We start from the raw sequence: 20056 nt of genomic DNA, 5'->3' as shown, positions 1-20056 counted from the left end.
GCTGTGCGCACGGTAAGAATCATTAGAAAGCTGACATCGGGTCGTCGTCGTGCAGGATCCGCTGGAACAACCGGTGGTCCCGCCACTCCCCGCCGATGTGCGCATAGCGCGGCGCCATGCCGATCGGCTCGAACCCGCTCTTCTCCAGGACGCGTTGGGAGGCCAGGTTGTCGAGCCGGGTGGTCGCCTCCAGCCGGTGCAGTCCGATCGTCTCCCGCGCGATCGCGCACACCCGGCCGACACCCGAGGTGGCCAGGCCGCGCCCCTGGAGATCGGCGGTGATCCAGTAGCCGAGCGTGGCGCTGCGGAAGGAGCCGAGCACGATCCCGGCCAGGGTGAAGGCCCCGGCGACCCGCCCGCCGGACACGAGGAGCAGTGGTACGACCCGGCCCTCCCGGTACTCCCGCAGCAGCGCGTGCAGCCGTCCGCGCTGTCCTTCGGCGGTGAAGAAGGCGTCCGGGCGGTACGGCTCCCAGGGGCTCCGGTTCTCGGCGAAGGCGGCGGCGAGGGCCGGGGCGTCGGCCGGTTCGGCGAGCCGCAGCGTCAAACCGTCGGCCAGTTGTTCGGGTCGGATGTCCATGCGCGGATTCTGCCGTGGCGCCGACACCGGGGGACGCGCTTCGGACGGGCCGTCACACCGCCATCAGCGGCGCGTCCTTCCGCCACTTCAGGATCTTGTCGAAGCTCACCACCGCGCCGCCCACACCGGGCTTGTTGCCGATGTGGACGTGGTCGGCGAGTTCCTGGATGAGACACAGGCCCCGGCCGTTCTCCGCCTCGCTCGGGGCCGGGCGGACGGCCTGTGCGCGCGCGAAGCCGGGGCCCGAGTCGGCGACCTCGATACGGCACTTCTCGCCGTCGAGGTACGCGGTGACGCGGTACGCCTCCGAGGACGCGCCGGGCTCGGTGTCGCCGCCGTGCTCGACGGCGTTGGCGCACGCCTCGCTGAGGGCGACCGAGAGGTCGTAGGAGATGTCCGGGTCGACGCCCGCGGTCTCCATCGTGCCGAGGAGAAGCCGGCGGGCGAGCGGAACGCTCGCGGCCTCGCGCCTCAGATGGAGTGACCACCAGATGCTCATGCTCCAGCCTCCCGGCCGCGGCTCGACATACCGATACCTATTGCCGCCAGTGCCCCTGTGTAAGCACGGAGTTGACGTGATGCCGCCCATATGGGGGATGTGTCCGAAACGTAATTGGTGTATCCGGAGGTAGCTCACGTCGGAGAGTGACCTTTGTGATCTATGACACATTATCGTCCCGGTGTGGCGGACCTGCCGTATGGCGCCCGCAGAGCCGGTGCGATGATGAGCCCGCCATGACTGCCCCCCACCCACGTACGGCGCGCTCCGGAGGTGAACTCCGGGTCCTGCGGGCCGCGGTGTTCGCCGCGGTCTGTGTCGTGCTGGCCGCGGCCGGTCATGGCATCGCCTCCTGCGCCACCGTGCCCCTGTGGACACTCGGCGCGGGCTTCCTCGCCACGTTCCTGGTCGTCGCGCCGCTCGCCGGACGCGAGCGCTCGCTGCCTGGGATCGCGGCGCTGCTCGCGGTCGGACAGACCGTGCTGCACACGCTGTTCGGGCTCGGCCAGACAGCCGGTACGTCGACCACCGGCGGCCTGTCCGCGTCCGACGCCTCGCTCGTCGCCCGCGCCGCGCATCTGCTGTGCGGGACCACCGCGGCGGCGATCAGCCCGGCACACGCCCACCAACTCCTCGTCAACGCGCGGCTGCTGCCGACCTCCGGCTCGATGAGCGGGATGAGCGGGATGAACGGCATGGGGCCGATGCACCACCCGGCGGACGCCATGTCCACCTCCGCCGCCTCCTCCATGTCGCTGTTCCCGTCCGTGTCCATGCTGCTCGGCCACCTCCTCGCGGCACTCGCCGCGGGCTGGCTGCTGCGGCACGGGGACCTGGCGCTGCGGCGCCTGATGGAACTGTCGGCGCACGGAGTCGCCGAAGGGGCGCTCGTACGGTCCCTGCGCGGGGCCCTCGCCCTGGTGCGCGCCCTGCGGGCCGGACTGCCGGGGGCGCCCGGGACAGGCCCGCGGCTGCGGCGTACCGCCCACTTCGCGCCGCCCGCGCCGCACACCACGGCGCTCCAGCACTCGGTGATCCGGCGCGGCCCGCCTTCGGCCGCCGCCCACGTCCTCGCCGCCTGACGCGACGCGACCACCGCCACCGCACTCCTTTCGTGCGTGGAGAGGCCGCCGTCGTGCGGCACGCGCGCGTGCCCGGCTTTTTCCGCCGGGAAACCCCTGGTGTCAACCCGGGTGTTCGCGCGCCCCCTCTTCACCACCGGAACTCACTCGAACTCGAAGTGGAGTGCTCCCTTCCATGAAGGCTTCTCGTATCGCCGCCGCCGCTGCCGTCGCCGGCTCGGCCGTTGTCGTCCTGTCCTCCCCCGCCTTCGCGCACGTCTCCGTGCAGCCGGAGGGCACGGCCGTCAAGGGCGGCTACGCGGTCGTCGACTTCAAGGTCCCGAACGAGCGCGACGACGCCTCGACCACCAAGCTCGAGGTCACCTTCCCGACCGACCACCCACTGGCCTCCGTGATGCCGGAGCCGATCAGCGGCTGGACCGTCAAGGTCACCAAGTCGAAGCTGGCCAAGCCCGCCGAGATGCACGGCGAGACGATCACCGAGGCCGTCACCAAGGTCACCTGGACCGCGACCGGCAAGGGCGTCGAGCCCGGCTACTTCCAGAAGTTCCCGGTCTCCGTCGGCATGCTGCCCACGGACACCGACCAGCTCGTCTTCAAGGCCCTCCAGACGTACTCCGACAAGGAGGTCGTGCGCTGGATCGAGGTGCAGAAGGACGGCGCGGAGGAGCCCGAGAACCCGGCTCCGACGCTTGAGCTGACCTCCGCCTCCGCCTCCGGCGCGACCGCCGAGGACGCCTCCGAGAAGACCGAGAACACCGCCGCAGACACCACGTCCGCCGCCGACTCCTCCGACACCACCGCCCGCGTCCTCGGCGTGGTCGGCATCGCCGTCGGCGCGGCCGGTGTGGCGTACGGAGTTCTCGCCGGCCGACGCCGTACGACCGTCTGAGGCCCGTCCGCTCATGGTGCGCACAGGGGTCCGTGCGACTCTTGCGTACGACCCCGGTGCGCGCCGGAGCTCTCACAACTGGGACATTTTTCCTATGCGCAAGAAGACGTTCGCGGCGGCAGCGCTGCTCGCCGCCGCCACCCTGACGCTCTCCGCCTGCGGCAGCGGCGACGACGGCAACAGCCCCGTCGCCGTGGTCTCCGAGGACACCGCGACCCAGGCCGCCACCGTGCTCGACACCCCGTTCACGAAGCCTGACCTGGTCCTCACGGACACGCACGGCAAGAAGTACGACTTCCGGGCGGAGACCAAGAACCGGCCGACGCTGATCTACTTCGGCTACACCCACTGCCCGGACATCTGCCCGCTGACGATGAACAACATCGCCGTCGCGAAGAAGTCGCTGCCCAAGGCCGAGCAGGACAAGCTGCTGGTCGTGTTCGTCACCACCGATCCGGCCCGGGACACCGCGTCGGAACTCGGCAAGTGGCTCAAGGGCATCGACACCCAGTTCGTCGGCCTGACCGGCGACTTCGCGACCATCCAGGCCGGCGCCCGCACCCTGGGCATCTCCATCGAGCCGACATCCAAGGACAAGAACGGCAAGCTCGTCTCCGTCCACGGCACCCAGGTCGTCGCGTTCTCCCCGAAGACCAACGGTGGTTACCTTCTCTACGGCCAGGACACCACCGTCGACGACTACACCAAGGACCTCCCCAAGATCATCAAGGGGGAGACGCCGTGAGGCGGTTCGCCGGGCCCGTCGCGGTGCTGACCGGCGCGCTGGTCCTCACCGGCTGCGGCGGCTCGGACGACGCGAAGGCCCAGCTCTCCGTCGGCTCCGCCTACATGCCCCAGCCGGTCTCGGACATGGCGGCGGGCTTCCTGGACATCGCCAACAAGGGCGGCGCGAAGGACGAGTTGACCTCCGTCACGAGCAACGTCGGCCCGGTCTCCGTGCACGAGACGGTCGGCCAGGCGATGGAGGAGGTGCAGTCGCTCGATGTGCCCGCGCACGGTCAACTCGTGTTCAAGAGCGGCGGCAACCACCTGATGTTCGACAAGCTGAAGCACACGCTGAAGCAGGGCGACAACGTGACCGTCAAGCTGCACTTTGCCAAGTCCGGCCCTCTCACGGTTGAGATGCCCGTGAAGTCGGCGACGTACAACCCCACGACCGGGCACTGAGGGAGGGACCCCCACCTTGAAGACGACCATCACCCCCCGAGTCCGCACGCTGGTGCTGCTGTTCGTGGCCGTCGTCGGCATGCTGTTCGCGGGTGCCGGGACGGCCTCCGCGCACGCCGCCCTGACCGGCAGCGACCCCTCTTCGGGGGTGGTGGTCAACAAGGCCCCGACACAGGTCTCGCTCACCTTCTCCGAGAAGGTCGCGACGAACAACAACTCGCTGCGCGTGCTCGACCCGAAGGGCAAACGCGTCGACGTCGGCAAGCCGTCCAACATCAGCGGTACGACGTACGCCACGCAGATCCGCAGCGGACTGCCCGACGGCACCTACACGGTGGCCTGGCAGGTCGTGTCCGCGGACAGCCACCCCGTGGGCGGCGCCTTCACCTTCTCGATCGGCTCCCCCTCGAAGACCACCGTCTCCGCGGCGGCCGAACAGGACGTCGGCGGCGGGCTCGTCGGCGGGCTGTACGGCTTCGGGCGCTACATGTCGTACGCCGGCTTCATCGTCATGATCGGCGGCGCCGCCTTCGTCCTGGCCTGCTGGCAGCGGGGCGCCGGGGTACGCGCCCTCCAGCGGCTTGTCGTCTCCGGGTGGGTCTCGCTCACCGCGGCGACTCTCTGGCTGCTGCTCCTGCGCGGCTCGTACACGACCTCCGGGAAGTTCGGCGACATCTTCGACCTGAACCTCCTCGGCCAGGTCCTCCAGACCAAGACGGGCGCCTCGCTCGTCTCCCGGCTGCTGCTGCTCGCCGCCGCCGCGCTGTTCATCGCCGTCCTCTTCGGGGCCTACGACAAGCGGGAGGACGAGGAGAAGCGGGACCTGACCTTCGGTCTCGCGATCGGCGGCGGTGTGGTGGCCGCCGGGCTCGCCGCGAGCTGGGCACTGTCCGAGCACGCCTCGACCGGCTTGCAGCCCGGCATCGCGATGCCCGTCGACGTCGTCCACCTGCTGGCCGTCGCGGCCTGGCTCGGCGGCCTCACCGCCCTCCTCGTCTCGCTGTACCGGGCGCCCGCCGACAACCCCGTCGGACGGGCCGTCGTACAGCGCTTCTCGCGCCTCGCGTTCGGCAGTGTCGTCGCGCTCGTCGCGACCGGCGTCTACCAGTCCTGGCGCCAGCTCGGCTCCTGGTCGGCGTTCACCGACACCGGGTACGGGCAGCTGCTGCTCGTCAAGATCGGGCTCGTGGCGCTGCTCGTGGGGATCGCGTCGATCTCCCGGCGGTGGACGGCGCGGCTGGCGGACACGGCCGGGACTTCCGCGGCGGCAAAGGCAGTTGAAGAAGCCCAGGCGAGCGAGCCGGAGAAGGAGCACGTCACGGCGTCCGCCAAGACCGGCGGTTCGTCGGCCGCGTCCGGTGACTCCAAGCGCGCCGCCCAACTCGCGCGCCAGCAGGCCGCCGTGGACAGCACCCGGCAGAAGCGGCTGCGGGACGCCGACCCGAACCTCTTCGGGCTGCGCCGCTCGGTCCTCGCCGAGGCCGCCGTCGCGGTGGTCGTCCTCGCCGTGACCACGGCCCTGACGGCCACCGAGCCGGGCCGAACGGAGGAGGACGCCAAGGCGGCGAAGGCCTCCTCCTCGTCCTCTTCCTCGTCGTCCTCGGGCGCGCTGACCCTGGACATGTCCTTCGACACCGGAGGCACGGACGGCAAGGGCGTCATCCGGGTCGACATCGACCCCGCGCGGGTGGGCGGCAACGAGATGCACGTCTATGTGCAGCGCCCCAACGGCCGGGCCTTCGACGTCCCCGAGGTGAAGGTCGCCTTCACGCTCGCCGCGAAGAAGATCGGCCCGCTGCCCGTGACGCCCGACCGCATCACCACCGGGCACTGGGCGGCGAACGGAATCCAGATCCCCATGGCGGGCGACTGGAAGATCTCGGTGACCGTGCGGACCTCCGACATCGACCAGACCACCGTCGACAAGAACGCGCAGATCGGCTGAACCACGCCATGCCTGACCAGTCCATTCCCGAGGCTCGCACCGTAAAGGCACCTCCCGGGGGGGTCGTTTCCGAAAACGCCTCCCCCGGGGAGGGTGTTTCCCGCCGACGGCTCCTCGGTACGGCCGGTGCCACCGGGCTCGTGCTCGGCGCGGCGGGCGGGGCCGTGGGGTACGCGGCTGCCCCCGCCGGGGCCACTCCGCTGACCTCGCTCGGCGCGGACAGGGCAATGTTTCACGGGAAACATCAGCCCGGCATCACCGAGGGCCTCCAGGCGCGCGGCCATCTGGTCGCCTTCGACCTGGCGGCGGGCGCGAGCCGCAAGGAGGCGGCGGCCCTGCTGCGCCGCTGGTCGACGACCGCCCAGCGGCTGATGGCGGGCGAGCCGGCGGCGCAGGACGACACGGATGTCGCCCGGGACGCGGGGCCCTCGTCGCTGACGATCACCTTCGGCTTCGGCAACAGCTTCTTCTCCCGTACGGGCCTGGAGAAGCAGCGCCCCGCCTCCCTCGACCCGCTCCCCGACTTCTCCTCCGACCAGCTCGACAGGTCGCGCAGCAACGGCGACCTGTGGGTGCAGATCGGCGCCGACGACGCCCTGGTCGCCTTCCACGCCCTGCGCACGATCCAGAAGGACGCGGGCAGCGCCGCGAAGGTCCGCTGGCAGATGAACGGCTTCAACCGGACGCCGGGTGCGACGGCCCACAAGATGACGGCCCGCAATCTGATGGGCCAGCTCGACGGCACCCGCAACCCCAAGCCGACCGAGTCCGACTTCGACAAACGGATCTTCGTGCCGGCGTCCGGCTCGAACGACCCGGCGTGGATGGCGAACGGCTCCTACGCCGTCGTACGCCGGATCCGCATGCTCCTCGACGACTGGGAGAAGCTCTCGACCGGCGCCCAGGAGAACGTCGTCGGGCGCCGCAAGTCCAACGGGGCGCCCCTTTCCGGGGGCGGTGAGACGACCGCGATGGACCTGGAGAAGACCGACGCGAAGGGCGCCCTGGTCGTCCCCATCAACGCGCACGCCCGAATCGCCCGCCCCGACCAGAACGGCGGCGCGGCGATGCTCCGGCGCCCCTTCTCGTACCACGACGGCATCGCGGCCGACGGCACCCCGGACGCCGGGCTCCTCTTCGTCTGCTGGCAGGCAGACCCGCTGCGCGGCTTCGTCACCGTCCAGCGCAAGCTCGACCGCGGCGACGCCCTGTCGACGTACATCCGGCACGAGGCGAGCGGCCTGTTCGCGGTGCCGGGCGGGGCGGCGGAGGGCGAGTACGTGGGGCAGCGGCTGCTGGAGGGGTGAGCGGTCGCCCGTTGGGGTGGCCGGTCAGGGAAGGGTGCACCGGCTTCCGCAAGGCCCATTAGGGTGAAGTCATGCCAGCCAGCTACGCGTATCTCGGCCCTGAGGGCACCTTCACCGAAGTCGCCCTGCGGACGCTTCCCGAGGCGGCCACCCGGGAGCTGATCCCGTATGTGTCGGTGCAGTCCGCGCTCGACGCGGTGCGTACCGGTGAGGCCGAGGCCGCGTTCGTGCCGATCGAGAACTCCGTCGAGGGCGGTATCACCACCACCCTGGACGAGCTGGTCGCGGGCGCGCCGCTGATGATCTACCGCGAGGTCCTGCTGTCGATCACCTTCGCGCTGCTGGTCAGGCCCGGCACGAAGATCTCCGACATCAAGACGGTCTCGGCGCACCCGGCCGCCCAGCCGCAGGTCCGCAACTGGATGAAGGCGAACCTCCCGGACGCCCTGTGGGAGTCGGCCGCCTCGAACGCGGACGCCGCCCGTCTGGTCCAGGAGGGCCGCTACGACGCCGCGTTCGCCGGTGAGTTCGCCGCCGCGCGGTACGGGCTGGAGGCCCTGGAGACGGAGATCCACGACGCGGAGAACGCGCAGACCCGGTTCGTGCTGGTGGGCAGGCCCGCCCGCCCGGCGGCGCCGACCGGCGCGGACAAGACGTCGGTCGTGATCTGGCAGCGCGACGACCACCCCGGCGGTCTGCGCGACCTGCTCGGCGAGTTCGCCACCCGCGGCATCAACCTCATGCTGCTGCAGTCGCGCCCGACCGGCGCCGGCATCGGCAACTACTGCTTCTGCGTCGACGCCGAGGGACACATCTCGGACCGTCGCGTCGCCGAGGCCCTGATGGGGCTCAAGCGGATCTGTCTGCAGGTGCGCTTCCTCGGTTCGTACCCGCGCGCGGACGTCGGCGTGGACGGGGTGCGGCCGCTGTTCCCGGGGACCTCGGACGAGGAGTTCCTGTCGGCTGCGGACTGGGTCGCGCACTGCCAGGACGGCCGTTTCTGACCGACAGTGCACCGGCAGTGCACCAACAGTGCTCCGGTAGTACCTGCGTATCTTCGTTATCCACAGAAGTTATCCACAGGCCCACTTCTCGACCTGGGGACAAGTCGACAGCGGAGCATCAGTCTGTCGACAAATCTCCCTACAGGCCCCCGGCGCGTGCACCGGCGCGTAGGTCACTCTTCGTCCACCCGTTTCCTTCGGGCAATCCTATGGAGCGACGCAATTCCACCCGAAAGTGGGTGTGAGGGACGTTTGGGTCGGGAATTCCTTGCCCCGGAGACCCCTTCAGGAATGATCACTTCCGGCATCCACAGATCTTCCACACAGCCTGTGGATAACTCTTCCGGGATGTGGATTCCTGTGGACAACCACGGCCTCAAGTCCCGTTTCCCACAAGGGATTCGAGTCAACGGGCCGCCCCGCGCCTGCCCCGTTCCAGGGAGTGGGACGCTCTTTTATTGACTCGTATCCACCGGCGTTGACACTCTGCGCAATTACCTCATAACTGGATGTAAGCCTCAGTTCGGAATACCAAGTCGTGAGCCGGAACCCCGCACCGGTAGCCTGGTCCGCGTGATTGACCTTCGCCTGCTCCGTGAGGACCCCGACCGTGTGCGCGCGTCCCAGCGCGCCCGTGGAGAGGACGTCGCGCTCGTCGACGCTCTCCTGTCCGCCGACGAGCGACGCAGGTCGTCCGGCGTCCGCTTCGACGAGCTGCGTTCCGAGCAGAAGAGCATCGGCAAGCTCATCTCCAAGGCCTCAGGGGACGAGAAGGCCGAGCTGCTCAAGAAGACGGGACAGCTCGCCGCCGACGTCAAGGCGGCCGACGCCGAGCAGCACGAGGCGGACGAGGAGACCAAGCGCCTCGCGCTCCAGCTCGGCAACCTCGTGCACCCGGACGTGCCCGTGGGCGGCGAGGAGGACTTCGTCGTCCTGGAGACGCACGGCACGATCCGCGACTTTGCCGCCGAGGGCTTCGAGCCCAAGGACCATCTGGAGCTCGGCGAGGCGCTGGGCGCCATCGACGTCGAGCGCGGCGCCAAGGTGTCCGGCTCGCGCTTCTACTACCTCACCGGCGTCGGCGCCCTCCTGGAGCTGGCGCTCGTCAACGCGGCGATCGCGCAGGCCACGGAGGCCGGCTTCGTCCCGATGCTGACCCCGGCGCTGGTCCGCCCGCGCGCCATGGAGGGCACCGGCTTCCTCGGCCAGGCCGCGGAGAACGTGTACCACCTGGAGAAGGACGACTTCTACCTGGTCGGCACCTCCGAGGTCCCCCTCGCGGCCTACCACATGGACGAGATCCTCGAGGCCGACAAGCTCCCGCTGCGCTACGCGGGCTTCTCCCCGTGCTTCCGCCGCGAGGCCGGCACCTACGGCAAGGACACGCGCGGCATCTTCCGCGTGCACCAGTTCGACAAGGTCGAGATGTTCTCGTACGTCCTCCCCGAGGACGCGGAGAACGAGCACCGGCGGCTCCTGGACTGGGAGAAGCAGTGGCTGGACGGCCTCGAACTGCCCTACCAGGTCATCGACGTGGCCTCGGGCGACCTGGGCGCCTCCGCCTCCCGCAAGTTCGACTGCGAGGCGTGGATCCCGACCCAGGGCAAGTACCGCGAGCTGACCTCGGCCTCCAACTGTGACAGCTTCCAGGCCCGCCGGCTCTCCGTACGGCTGCGCGACGGCAAGAAGGTGCAGCCGCTGGCCACGCTCAACGGCACGCTGTGTGCCGTACCGCGCACGATCGTGGCGATCCTGGAGAACCACCAGCTGGCCGACGGCTCGGTGCGGGTGCCCGAGGTGCTGCGCCCGTATCTCGGCGGCCGTGAGGTCCTGGAGCCGGTCGCCAAGTGAGCACCGGCTTCCCGTACAAGCTGATCGCGACCGACCTCGACGGAACGCTCCTGCGCTCCGACGAGTCGGTCTCGCCGCGCACCCGTGCCGCCCTCGCGGCGGCCGCGGAGGCCGGTGCCGCGCACATCGTGGTGACCGGCCGCGCGGTCCCCTGGACCCGGCACATCCTCGACGACCTCGGCTACGAGGGCCTCGCGGTCTGCGGCCAGGGTGCCCAGGTGTACGACGCCGGGGAGCACCGCCTGCTGACCTCGGTGACGCTGGACCGGCAGCTGGCGGGGGTGGCGCTCGCCAAGATCGAGGCGGAGGTCGGCCCGCTGTATCTGGCGGCGAGCCGGGACGGCCTGGACGGCGATGTGCTGGTCGGCGACGGCTACACGGTGACCGGTTCGCTGCCCTCGACCCCGCTCTCGGACGTGTCCGAGTTGTGGGCGGCGCCGCTGAACAAGATCTACATCCAGCACCCGACCCTCACGGACGACCAGCTCGCCGAGGCGGCGACGCTCGCGGCCGGCGGTTTCGTCTCGGTCGCGATGGCCGGCGAGGGCATCGTCGAGCTGCTTCCGCTGGGCCTGACCAAGGCGACCGGCCTGTCGCTGGCTGCCCGCCGCCTGGGCCTGAAGTCCGCCGACACGATCGCCTTCGGCGACATGCCCAACGACATCGCGATGTTCGCGTGGGCGTCCCACGGCGTGGCGATGGCCAACGCCCACGAGGAGCTCAAGGCGGTGGCGGACGAGGTGACGTCCTCGAACGAGGACGACGGCATCGCGGTCGTGCTGGAGCGGTTGCTCGCGTAGGTGTGGGCAACCGCCCCAGCTCGGCTTGCCCCCTCCGACGGGGGGCAACAGGGTGGGCGGCCCACGCGATAATGAGTCGCGTGCTCGAAGCGGCCGCCCCGGGCAGCTCCCCGTGGTGGGCGACTCGACGGAGGGGTAACTACTCCGGAGACCGCCGCGGGCTGCCCTGAAGGGAGTCGGACGTCCTGTCGTGCATCGACATCGTCCAGCTCCTCTCCCAGTCGGTGGCGCCGGCTGCTCCGGCGTCGACAGAACAACTGTGCCTGTACGCCGAGTTGGACGCCACCGAATAAAAGGGACAGCCGCGTGATGAGCAGGGGACGGCCGTGTGACGGCTAGCCCCGTCGCCACCTGCGCCGACGCGCCTTGCTGAAGAACCAGCCCGCGGGCGGCTCGTCCGAGCGCCAGGGCTGCGGCTCGGGCGACTCGTTGCGCCAGCGGGCCGCGAGCATCCGGGCGCGCGCGGACGGCTCGGCCGTCTCGGCGGACCGTATGAAGTCGTCGTCCAGGACCAACTTGTCCCAGCCGTCCCCCGGTTCGGCCTGACCGCCGCCGTACGTTGCCTCTCCAGCCATCCCCGTTCCTCCTAGCCGTGCGTCCCCGTTTGCCCAGTGTGCCCGGACAGAGATGAAGCCCCCGTCAAGATCAGGACCTGTCATTCCTCGCCGGCGAGGGTCAGCGAGCGCAGCTTCTGTCCGGCGTACCAGGTCGCTCCGACGGTGACCGCGACCAGGAAGATCGTCGCCGTGGTCAGCCCGACGTCCGAGGTCACCAGCTCCCCGCCGGACACCTTGTGGGCGACGGCCAGGGACCACTGCTGGACGCTGAGCGTGCGGGCGCCTGCGACCAGGGAGCCGAACAGGGCCTCCCAGACGAGGGCGTAGACGAGCCCGAAGACCACCGCGTGCCGCGAGACCGTGCCGAGCAGCAGGAAGAGTGCCGCGTAGGCGATGGAGGCGACCAGGGCGGCCACCGTGTAGGCGACGGCGATCTGCTGTCCGTTGCCGTTCAGGATGAGCCCGGAGATCAGCATGGGGACCGCCGAGAACACCATGGTGACGCCGACCGCCACGATCAGCTTGGTGAAGATGATCGTGGGCCGCTTCAGCGGCTTGGACAGCAGGTACACCACGGAGCCGTCGTCGATCTCCGGCCCGATCGCGCCGGTGCCCGCGATGACGCCGATGATCGGCACCATCGTGGCGAGGCCGAGGCCGCCCAGCACGTCGACGGCGGTCTGGTCGTCGGCGCCGGCGAGGGCACGCACCACCACGGAGATCACGATCAGCAGCAGGGGCAGGGCGCCCAGGATGAGGGCCCGGCGCTTGCCGAGCAGGGCCCTGTAGGTGAGTCGGGCGACTGTGGGGTCGTACATCTCTTGGCCTCCTACGCCGCGACGAGATACGAGAAGACGGACTCGAGGGACTCGTCCGACGGCGAGACCGTGAGCAGGCGGATGCCGTGGTCCTTGGCCACCCGGGGCAGCAGGGCGGTGAACCGGCCGAAGTCGACGGCCTGGATGCGCAGCGCGCCCTCGGCGAGGTCGACCTCGATGCCCGAGGTCGACGGGTCGGCGATCAGGGCGGCCGCAAGAGCGCGGTCGTCGCTGGAGCGGACCAGGTAGCGGTGCGGGCGGTCGGTCATCAGGCGGCGGATCTTGCGGAAGTCGCCGCTGGCCGCGTGCCGTCCGGCGACGACGACCTCGATGTGCCAGGCGAGCTGTTCGACCTCTTCGAGGATGTGGGACGAGAACAGCACCGTGCGGCCCTCGTCGCCCATCCGCCGCAGCAGGTCCATGAGCTGCATGCGCTGGCGCGGGTCCATGCCGTTGAAGGGCTCGTCGAGCAGGAGCAGCGACGGTTCGTGTACCAGCGCGGACGCCATCTTCACGCGCTGGCGCATGCCCTTGGAGTACGTGGAGATCTTGCGGTCCTGCGCGTACTCCATCTCGACGGTCGCCAGCGCCTTCTGGGCCGCCTTGGCGCCGAGACCGTGCAACTCGGCGTTGGCGACGACGAATTCACGCCCGGTGAGGAAGTCGTACATCCCCTCGCGCTCGGGGACGATCCCAATGTGCTTGTAGATCTGCTCGTTGCGCCACACCTGCTGGCCGTCGAGGGTGACGGTGCCGGTGGAGGGGGCGAGGAAGCCGCCCATCATGTTGATGAGGGTGGACTTTCCGGCGCCGTTGGGGCCGAGGAGTCCGGTGACTCCGGGGCCGACGTTCATGGTGATGTCGTTGACGGCGACCACGTTGCCGAACCAGCGGGAGACATGGTCGATGGAGAGCGTGGTCACAGGCCCACCTTCCGGTAGCGGCGGATCAGGAGGCCGTAGGTCGCGGCGATGAGGCCCAGGACGGCGAGGACGTAGACGACACCTTGCGCGTGGCTGGGGCCGACGCCTCCGGGGAACGCCGAACTCGCGCCCAGGAAGGCCGACTGGAGGCCGTCGATCAGCGTGACGGGCGAGAAGAGACCGATCCAGGGGATGGCGTTCGTGGCGTTCTGCGCGTCGGCGATGGCCTGGAGGGTGGAGACGGCGCCGTAGGAGATGGTCAGTACGGCGATGACGGCCGCGATGCCGAAGCCGCGGCGCGGGGTGACCGCCGCGATGACCAGGCCGATGCCGGCGAAGAGCAGGGAGAGGAGGGTCACGGAGACGAGGCCCTGGGCGAAGCCCTTGGTCTGGTCGGCGAAGTCGAGCTTCGCGAGCAACGCTCCTACGTAGAGCACGATCAGAGGCGCGGCGGTCAGGATGAACATGGCCGAGGCGAGGGCCGCGAACTTGGCCCGCACGTAGTCGGCGGTCTCGATAGGCCGCGAGAAGTACAGCGGGACGGTCTTGAAGCGCAGGTCGCGGGAGACGGACTGGGGTGCCTGGGAGGCGACATAGAGGCTGATGACGGCCTGCATGATGATCGCGTAGCGGGTGTAGTCGACGGGCAGGTCCTTGGCCTTCGTGGCGACCGCGACGGCCACCATGATGGCCGCGGGCACGCACATGACCACGAACAGCAGCATCGGCAGCACCTTGGACTTCACCGAGCGGCCGAGGCCGTAGGCGCCGCGCAGGGACTGCGAGTAGAGGGAGCGCCGGGCGTAGGCACGGCCCAGGCGGGGGCCGTCGTAGTTGCGGTAGCCGATGTTGTGGATACGGGTCTGGTCGCCCGGCTGGGGGACCAGGGGCTGGTCAATTGCCATGGCCTACGGCCTCCTTCCGCTCTGCGTCGCTGTCGGTGCCGGTCTCGGTGTCGGTGAAGACCTCGGAGATGTGGTGGCGGCGCTGCTCCATGCGCACCAGGCCGAGGCCCAGGTCCGCGATCACGTCCCGGACCACGTCGTACGTCTCCTCGCCCGAGGCCGTCAGGAGCAGGACGTGGCCCGCGCCCGGCAGGCCGCTGCCGTCGTGGGTGTCCACCCCGCGCGCGTGGAGCGCCTCGCGCACCGCGCGGGTGCCGTCCGGGTGCTCGTCGGTGTCGGTGACCTCGATCGCCAGGGTCGTCGTGGTCTGGGTGAAGTCCGTGGTGGAGCTGGAGCGCAGGAGCTTGCCGCCGTCGACCACGATCACGTGGTCGCAGGTGCGCTCCAGCTCGCCCAGCAGGTGCGAGGTCACCAGGACCGAGATGCCGAAGTCCGTGTAGATCCGGCGGATCAGGCCGAGCATCTCGTCGCGGCCGACCGGGTCGAGGCCGTTGGTCGGCTCGTCCAGGAAGACCAGCTGCGGGTCGTGGACAAGGGCCTGCGCGAGCTTGACGCGCTGCTTCATGCCCGTCGAGTAGCCGCCGATGGGGCGGTAGCGCTCCTCGTACAGACCGACATGGCGCAGCGTGTCCGCGGTGCGCTCGCGCGCGGCGGTGGGCGGCAGTCCGGACATGCGCGCCATGTGGACGACGAACTCGGTGGCCGAGACGTCGGGCGGCAGGCAGTCGTGCTCCGGCATGTACCCGACGCGCTCGCGGATGTCGGCACCCTTGGTGGCGACATCGAGTCCGAGCACTTCGGCTCGGCCCTCGGAGGCGGGGGACAGACCCAGCAGGATCTTGATCAAGGTCGACTTGCCGGCTCCGTTGGCACCGACGAGCCCCGTCACACCGGGGCCGACGTCCACGGAGAGCCGGTCAAGCGCGGTCACCCGGGGGAACCGCTTGCTCAGGCTTTCGGTCGCGATCACAGTCACGTCTACGAAGGTAGTGACGCGGACCACTCCGGTCGTCACCCCGCAGAGCTGTCCTCACGTCAGACTCCAGACGTACGGGCCCGTAGGGGATGCCCCTACCTGAGAGCTACACGACCCGCCCTCACGGTTGTCCACAGGTAGAGATCAAGGCTATTGACGCAGCCTCTAACAACTGTCACATTCACCAGTGTCAAGTTACGAGCACGTACCGCAGTCAATGTGGACAGGTGGGGCGGTGGCATGACTACGGCGGTGACACGCGAACTCTCCGCGGAACTGCGGGGGTTCAGGGAGGTCCAGCGGCTGGCGTACGAGTGCGCCGAAGCCGTCGCGGCCCGGCTGGAGCCCGGGGTGACCGAGCGGGACGCGGCGCGCATGCAGCGGTCGTGGCTGCGCGCGAGGGGTGTGAGGGACTGGTTCCATCTGCCCTTCGCCTGGTTCGGCGACCGCACGGCGTTCACCAACTTCCGGGTGCCGCTGCAGTTCTTCCCCACGAACCGCCGGCTGGAGCCCGGGATGCCGTTCATTCTGGACATGGCCCCCGTGTACAAGGGATTCACGGCCGACATCGGGTATTCGGGCTCCTTGGGCGCGAACCCGGTGCAGGACCGGCTGATGGCCGACCTGGAGGCCCATCGCGAGCTGCTGCTGCGCGAGGTGCGCGAGCGGCGCCCGCTGCGCGAGATCTACGAGGACGTGGACCGCCTCATGGTCCGCCAGGGCTACGCCAACCGGCATCGCGCGTATCCCTTCGGCGTGATCGCGCACAAGGTCGACCGGGTCGCCGAACGCCCTTGGTCCCCACGGCTGTTCGGGTTCGGCACCCAGGCACTGAAGGGCCTCGCCAGCGACGCTCTGCACGGCCACCGAGACGGCTGGTCCCCGCTGTGGTCGCCGTACCGCTTCTCCGACCACCCCCCGCACCCCGGCCTGTGGGCGGTCGAACCGCATCTCGGATTCCGGGGCACGGGCGCCAAGTTCGAGGAGATCCTCGTCGTCACCGACTCCAAGGACCCTGAACAGAGCGCCTTCTGGCTGGACGACGATCTGCCGCACGTGCGGCGCTGGGCGGAGGACAAGTGACGCTTGAGGGTGCGCGAGAGCGCCGGGTGCGGACCGGCGGGGTCGAGCTGTGCGTGGCCGAGCTGGGGGACGCGTCGAACCCCACCGTGGTCCTGGTGCACGGCTATCCCGACAGCAAGGAGGTGTGGTCCGAGGTCGCGTCCCGGCTGGCGGACCGCTTCCACGTCGTGCTCTACGACGTCCGGGGCCACGGCCGGTCCACGGCCCCGCGGCCGCTGCGGGGCGGGTTCACCCTGGAGAAGCTGACGGACGACTTCCTGGCGGTCGCGGACGCGGTCAGCCCGGACCGGCCGGTGCACCTGGTGGGGCACGACTGGGGCTCGGTGCAGTGCTGGGAGTTCGTCACGGTCGAGCGCACCAAGGGCCGTATCGCCTCCTTCACGTCGATGTCCGGGCCCTCCCTCGACCACTTCGGACACTGGATCAACAAGCGCCTGACCCGGCCCACCCCGCGCCGCGTCGGCCAACTCCTGGGCCAGGGCGCCAAGTCCTGGTACGTGTACCTGCTGCACACGCCCGTGCTGCCCGAACTCGCCTGGCGCGGCCCGCTCGGCAAACGCTGGCCGAAGATCCTGGAGCTCGTCGAGAAGGTGCCCGGCGGCGACTACCCGACCTCCTCGCTGCCCACGGACGCGGCCCACGGCGCCTGGCTGTACCGCGACAACGTCCGCGCCAGGCTGCGCAGGCCGCGCCCGGACGCGTACGCGCACGCGCGCGTGCAGCTCATCACGCCCCTGGGAGACGCGTTTCTCTCCGAGCGGCTCTACGACGGGCTGGAGGAGTGGGCACCGGAGCTGGTGCGGCGGACGCTGCCGGCCAAGCACTGGATCCCGCGCACGCGGCCCGATCAACTGGCCTCCTGGATCACTGAGTTCGTGACGGCCGACGAAGGGGGTCCGGTGACGGCCACGGGGACGGGTAAATACGCCGAGCGGTTCGGCGGGCAGCTCGTGCTGGTCACGGGGGCGGGCAGCGGGATCGGGCGGGCCACGGCGTTCGCGTTCGCCGAGGCGGGCGCGCGCGTGGTGGCCGTCGACCGGGATGCCGAAAGTGCCGCCCGCACCGCCGAGTTGGCCCGGCTGATCGGCGCCCCCGAGGCCTGGGCGGAGGAGGCCGACGTCTCCGACGGACCGGCCATGGAGAAGCTCGCCGCGAAGGTCGCCGGGGAGTACGGCGTGGTGGACGTCCTCGTGAACAACGCCGGAATCGGACTCTCCGGTTCCTTCTTCGACACCACCCCGGAGGACTGGAAGAAGGTCCTCGACGTCAACCTGTGGGGCGTGATCCACGGCTGCCGGCTCTTCGGGAAGCAGATGGCCGAGCGCGGCCAGGGCGGCCACATCGTCAACACCGCGTCGGCGGCGGCCTTCCAGCCCTCCAAGGCGCTGCCCGCCTACAGCACCTCCAAGGCGGCTGTCCTGATGCTCAGCGAGTGCCTGCGCGCGGAACTGTCCGGGCAGGGAATCGGCGTTTCGGCGATATGCCCGGGCCTCGTCAACACCAACATCACATCGACCGCGCACTTCGCCGGGGTCGACGCCGACGAGGAGAAGCGGCGCCAGAAGAGGTCGGCGCGGCTGTACGGGCTGCGGAACTACCCGCCGGAGAAGGTCGCCGACGCGATTCTGCGGGCGGTCGTCCGCGACCAGGCCGTCGTACCGGTCACCCCGGAGGCGCGCGGTGCCCATCTGCTGTCCCGGTTCGCCCCGCGCGCGCTGCGGGCGATCGCCCGCGTGGAGCCGCCGTTGTGACCGCCGCGCCCGAGCACCACCCGAACGAGCTTGATGTGAGCGAGCGCCACGCGATCGCGCCCCGCCGGGTCTCCTTCGACTGGTCGCGCACGCCCCTTCACTGGATCCCGGACGAGCCGACCGCCACGCATGTCGTCAACGTGCTGCACCTGCTGCTGCCGGCGGGGGAGCGGTGGTTCGTGAAGGTCCTCAAGGAGGGCCTGCCGCTGGTCAGGGACCCGGAACTCCTCGCGGACGTCAAGGGGTTCATGGGCCAGGAGGCCACGCACAGCGTGCAGCACGCGCACGTACTGGACCATCTCGCAGCCCAGCGGCTCGACACGGCGGACTTCACCAAGCACGTCGACTTCCTGTTCGAACGGCTGCTGGGCGAACGCCCGCCGCTCGGCGCGCCATTGCCCGAGCGCGAGTGGCTGCGCTTCCGGCTCTCGGTCGTCGCGGCGATCGAGCAGTTCACGGCGGTGCTGGGCGACTGGATCCTGGCCGCCGAGGACCTCGACCGGGCGGGCGCCGACAAGATCATGCTCGACCTGCTGCGCTGGCACGGCGCGGAGGAGGTCGAACACCGCGCGGTGGCCTTCGACATGTTCCAGCACTGCGGAGGCCGCGGTCTCCCCCGGTACGCCCGCCGTATCGCCGGCATGACGGTCACCGCGCCCGTGATGCTCTACCTGTGGGCCTGGGGCACGGCCTACCTGATCCGCCACGATCCCCAGCTCGCCGGGCGCGTCCGCTACTCGCTCGCCGAGCACAACAGGGCCGTACGGAAAGGCCTGTTGCCCACCTGGCGGTCGCTCGGCGCGGCCGTCCCGCGCTATCTGCGGCGCTCCTACCATCCGTCCCGGGAGGGATCGCTGAGCCGCGCGGTGGAGTACCTGAGACGGTCACCGGCGGCACGGACCGGGGCGGGGGCCGCGTGAGTGCCGGGACCGACCCCCGTGAAGTCACCTACCGGATCGAGGATCTCGCCCAGCTCAGCGGGGCCACGGTCCGGACGATCCGCGCCTATCAGGACCGCGGGCTGCTCCCCCGCCCCGAGCGGCGCGGGCGGGCCAACGTGTACGCGGACGTCCATCTCGCCCGGCTCCGCCAGATCGCGGACCTGCTCGACCGCGGCTACACCCTGGCCTCCATCAAGGAGTTGCTGGAGGCCTGGGACGCGGGCCGTGGCCTGGGCGGGGTGCTCGGGCTGGTCGCGGAGGTCGACGGGCCGTGGACGGACGAGGAGGCGGCCCGGATCTCGCGCGCCGAGCTGGAGCGGCGCTTCGGCGGCAGCCCGGACGACGCGGCCGTCGCCGACGCCGTCGAACTCGGCGTACTGGAGCCGGTCCCCGGGGACACCGACTCCTTCCTCGTACCAAGCCCCCAAGAGCTCGCCGTGGCCGTCGAGTTGTGCGCCTCGGGAGTACCGCTGTCCGCGATCTCGTCCCATCTGCGGGAGTTGAGGGTCCAGGTCGAGCACATCGCCTCCCGTTTCCTGGAGTTCACCACCGAGCACGTCTTCGCCCGCTACCTCGAAGGACCGCACCGCCCGACCGAGGCGGACGCGGCCGAGGCGGCCTCTCTCGTACGACGGCTGCGCCCGCTCGCGCAGCAGACTGTGGACGCGGAACTCGCCCGCGCGATGCGGCTGTTCGCCAACCGTTCGCTACGGCAGCACCTGGGGGCGGCGGAGTCTTCGCCGTCGGTGTCCTCGTCACGTTCCGTGGCCGTGCCCGAGGAGACAATGCGGGCTGTGGAGGCGCTGGTTGGAGCGGCGAACGCGGCGGAGTTCGTCGCGCTGGCGGCTGAACGGGAGCTGCGGGCAAGGGCGTTGGATGCGCTCATGCCAAGCGGGCGTCCCCCAGCTGATCTTGACGAACAGGTGTGACATGACAGGGAGTTGTCCACAGAAA

Annotated in this window: 20 protein-coding genes; 13 read left to right on the top strand and 7 right to left on the bottom strand. The window is 70.2% G+C overall.

The features are described from left to right. Positions 1–22: 22 nt before the first annotated feature. Positions 23–580, bottom strand: coding sequence for a GNAT family N-acetyltransferase (locus tag ACFXC1_RS27020; RefSeq protein WP_381246721.1), 558 nt, complete (start codon positions 578–580; stop codon positions 23–25). A 52-nt stretch (positions 581–632) separates the two neighbouring features. Further along, complete coding sequence (locus ACFXC1_RS27015; protein ID WP_019073437.1) at positions 633–1079, bottom strand: ATP-binding protein; 447 nt, start codon at positions 1077–1079, stop codon at positions 633–635. 236 nt (positions 1080–1315) lie between these two features. On the opposite strand from ACFXC1_RS27015, the gene ACFXC1_RS27010 reads away from it, so the two are divergent. The 9 genes from ACFXC1_RS27010 (at position 1316) to ACFXC1_RS26970 (ending at position 11148) form a co-directional block, all read left to right on the top strand. Then, complete coding sequence (locus ACFXC1_RS27010) at positions 1316–2161, top strand: hypothetical protein (RefSeq protein WP_381246718.1); 846 nt, start codon at positions 1316–1318, stop codon at positions 2159–2161. A 175-nt stretch (positions 2162–2336) separates the two neighbouring features. Then, positions 2337–3053 (top strand): YcnI family copper-binding membrane protein, encoded by a 717-nt coding sequence (locus ACFXC1_RS27005; protein WP_381246716.1) that lies wholly within the window; start codon positions 2337–2339, stop codon positions 3051–3053. 94 nt (positions 3054–3147) lie between these two features. Further along, positions 3148–3798 (top strand): SCO family protein, encoded by a 651-nt coding sequence (locus tag ACFXC1_RS27000; RefSeq protein ID WP_381246713.1) that lies wholly within the window; start codon positions 3148–3150, stop codon positions 3796–3798. Continuing rightward, a complete protein-coding gene (locus tag ACFXC1_RS26995) occupies positions 3795–4241 on the top strand; it encodes a copper chaperone PCu(A)C (protein WP_381246711.1) in 447 nt (148 codons plus the stop codon). Before ACFXC1_RS27000 ends, ACFXC1_RS26995 begins: the two co-directional genes overlap by 4 nt. 16 nt (positions 4242–4257) lie before the next feature. Continuing rightward, positions 4258–6186: a copper resistance CopC/CopD family protein gene (locus tag ACFXC1_RS26990; RefSeq protein ID WP_381246708.1), complete on the top strand. Its 1929-nt coding sequence runs from the start codon at positions 4258–4260 to the stop codon at positions 6184–6186. A gap of 8 nt (positions 6187–6194) precedes the next feature. Further along, positions 6195–7493, top strand: a complete 1299-nt coding sequence (gene efeB / locus ACFXC1_RS26985) for an iron uptake transporter deferrochelatase/peroxidase subunit (RefSeq protein ID WP_381246705.1) — start codon at positions 6195–6197, stop codon at positions 7491–7493. Positions 7494–7564: 71 nt separating this feature from the next. Further along, complete coding sequence (pheA, locus tag ACFXC1_RS26980) at positions 7565–8497, top strand: prephenate dehydratase (RefSeq protein WP_093627985.1); 933 nt, start codon at positions 7565–7567, stop codon at positions 8495–8497. A gap of 573 nt (positions 8498–9070) precedes the next feature. Beyond that, entirely contained in the window at positions 9071–10348 is a 1278-nt protein-coding gene (serS, locus tag ACFXC1_RS26975; protein WP_381246702.1) for a serine--tRNA ligase, read from the top strand. After that, on the top strand, positions 10345–11148 hold the full coding sequence (locus ACFXC1_RS26970; protein WP_381246699.1) for an HAD family hydrolase: 804 nt from the start codon (positions 10345–10347) through the stop codon (positions 11146–11148). The genes serS and ACFXC1_RS26970 overlap by 4 nt, the downstream gene beginning before the upstream one ends. A gap of 335 nt (positions 11149–11483) precedes the next feature. On the opposite strand, the gene ACFXC1_RS26965 is transcribed toward ACFXC1_RS26970, so the two are convergent. The 5 genes from ACFXC1_RS26965 to ACFXC1_RS26945 form a co-directional block, all read right to left on the bottom strand. Beyond that, positions 11484–11723 carry an SGM_3592 family protein gene (locus ACFXC1_RS26965; RefSeq protein WP_381246697.1) on the bottom strand — a complete coding sequence of 80 codons (240 nt, stop codon included), beginning with the start codon at positions 11721–11723 and terminating at the stop codon, positions 11484–11486. A gap of 80 nt (positions 11724–11803) precedes the next feature. Continuing rightward, positions 11804–12523 carry an ABC transporter permease subunit gene (locus tag ACFXC1_RS26960; protein WP_200709318.1) on the bottom strand — a complete coding sequence of 240 codons (720 nt, stop codon included), beginning with the start codon at positions 12521–12523 and terminating at the stop codon, positions 11804–11806. An 11-nt stretch (positions 12524–12534) separates the two neighbouring features. Beyond that, positions 12535–13446 carry an ABC transporter ATP-binding protein gene (locus tag ACFXC1_RS26955; RefSeq protein WP_381246694.1) on the bottom strand — a complete coding sequence of 304 codons (912 nt, stop codon included), beginning with the start codon at positions 13444–13446 and terminating at the stop codon, positions 12535–12537. After that, positions 13443–14351, bottom strand: a complete 909-nt coding sequence (locus ACFXC1_RS26950; RefSeq protein ID WP_381246692.1) for an ABC transporter permease subunit — start codon at positions 14349–14351, stop codon at positions 13443–13445. Before ACFXC1_RS26950 ends, ACFXC1_RS26955 begins: the two co-directional genes overlap by 4 nt. Then, positions 14341–15321 carry an ABC transporter ATP-binding protein gene (locus ACFXC1_RS26945; protein WP_026179266.1) on the bottom strand — a complete coding sequence of 327 codons (981 nt, stop codon included), beginning with the start codon at positions 15319–15321 and terminating at the stop codon, positions 14341–14343. Before ACFXC1_RS26945 ends, ACFXC1_RS26950 begins: the two co-directional genes overlap by 11 nt. A 246-nt stretch (positions 15322–15567) precedes the next feature. Between ACFXC1_RS26945 and ACFXC1_RS26940 the strand changes: the two genes are divergently transcribed. From ACFXC1_RS26940 to ACFXC1_RS26925, 4 genes are read left to right on the top strand one after another with little or no spacing between them, the layout of a single operon-like run. Then, a complete protein-coding gene (locus tag ACFXC1_RS26940) occupies positions 15568–16410 on the top strand; it encodes a M24 family metallopeptidase (protein ID WP_381246690.1) in 843 nt (280 codons plus the stop codon). After that, positions 16407–18161, top strand: coding sequence for an SDR family oxidoreductase (locus tag ACFXC1_RS26935; protein WP_381246687.1), 1755 nt, complete (start codon positions 16407–16409; stop codon positions 18159–18161). Before ACFXC1_RS26940 ends, ACFXC1_RS26935 begins: the two co-directional genes overlap by 4 nt. After that, on the top strand, positions 18158–19081 hold the full coding sequence (locus tag ACFXC1_RS26930) for a metal-dependent hydrolase (RefSeq protein WP_381246684.1): 924 nt from the start codon (positions 18158–18160) through the stop codon (positions 19079–19081). The genes ACFXC1_RS26935 and ACFXC1_RS26930 overlap by 4 nt, the downstream gene beginning before the upstream one ends. Continuing rightward, positions 19078–20031: a MerR family transcriptional regulator gene (locus ACFXC1_RS26925; RefSeq protein ID WP_381246681.1), complete on the top strand. Its 954-nt coding sequence runs from the start codon at positions 19078–19080 to the stop codon at positions 20029–20031. The genes ACFXC1_RS26930 and ACFXC1_RS26925 overlap by 4 nt, the downstream gene beginning before the upstream one ends. Positions 20032–20056: the final 25 nt, after the last annotated feature.

Source organism: Streptomyces hokutonensis (genome assembly GCF_042751305.1).
Classification (GTDB): Bacteria; Actinomycetota; Actinomycetes; order Streptomycetales; family Streptomycetaceae; genus Streptomyces; species Streptomyces hokutonensis_A.
This window is presented reverse-complemented; position numbering and strand designations above follow the sequence as displayed.

What these genes read in the sequence shown, in the direction of transcription:
- ACFXC1_RS27020 (WP_381246721.1), bottom strand. Translation starts at nt 580, where the DNA reads ATGGACATCCGACCCGAACAACTGGCCGACGGTTTGACGCTGCGGCTC.
- ACFXC1_RS27015 (WP_019073437.1), bottom strand. Translation starts at nt 1,079, where the DNA reads ATGAGCATCTGGTGGTCACTCCATCTGAGGCGCGAGGCCGCGAGCGTT.
- ACFXC1_RS27010 (WP_381246718.1), top strand. Translation starts at nt 1,316, where the DNA reads ATGACTGCCCCCCACCCACGTACGGCGCGCTCCGGAGGTGAACTCCGG.
- ACFXC1_RS27005 (WP_381246716.1), top strand. Translation starts at nt 2,337, where the DNA reads ATGAAGGCTTCTCGTATCGCCGCCGCCGCTGCCGTCGCCGGCTCGGCC.
- ACFXC1_RS27000 (WP_381246713.1), top strand. Translation starts at nt 3,148, where the DNA reads ATGCGCAAGAAGACGTTCGCGGCGGCAGCGCTGCTCGCCGCCGCCACC.
- efeB (WP_381246705.1), top strand. Translation starts at nt 6,195, where the DNA reads ATGCCTGACCAGTCCATTCCCGAGGCTCGCACCGTAAAGGCACCTCCC.
- pheA (WP_093627985.1), top strand. Translation starts at nt 7,565, where the DNA reads ATGCCAGCCAGCTACGCGTATCTCGGCCCTGAGGGCACCTTCACCGAA.
- ACFXC1_RS26965 (WP_381246697.1), bottom strand. Translation starts at nt 11,723, where the DNA reads ATGGCTGGAGAGGCAACGTACGGCGGCGGTCAGGCCGAACCGGGGGAC.
- ACFXC1_RS26960 (WP_200709318.1), bottom strand. Translation starts at nt 12,523, where the DNA reads ATGTACGACCCCACAGTCGCCCGACTCACCTACAGGGCCCTGCTCGGC.
- ACFXC1_RS26950 (WP_381246692.1), bottom strand. Translation starts at nt 14,351, where the DNA reads ATGGCAATTGACCAGCCCCTGGTCCCCCAGCCGGGCGACCAGACCCGT.
- ACFXC1_RS26940 (WP_381246690.1), top strand. Translation starts at nt 15,568, where the DNA reads ATGACTACGGCGGTGACACGCGAACTCTCCGCGGAACTGCGGGGGTTC.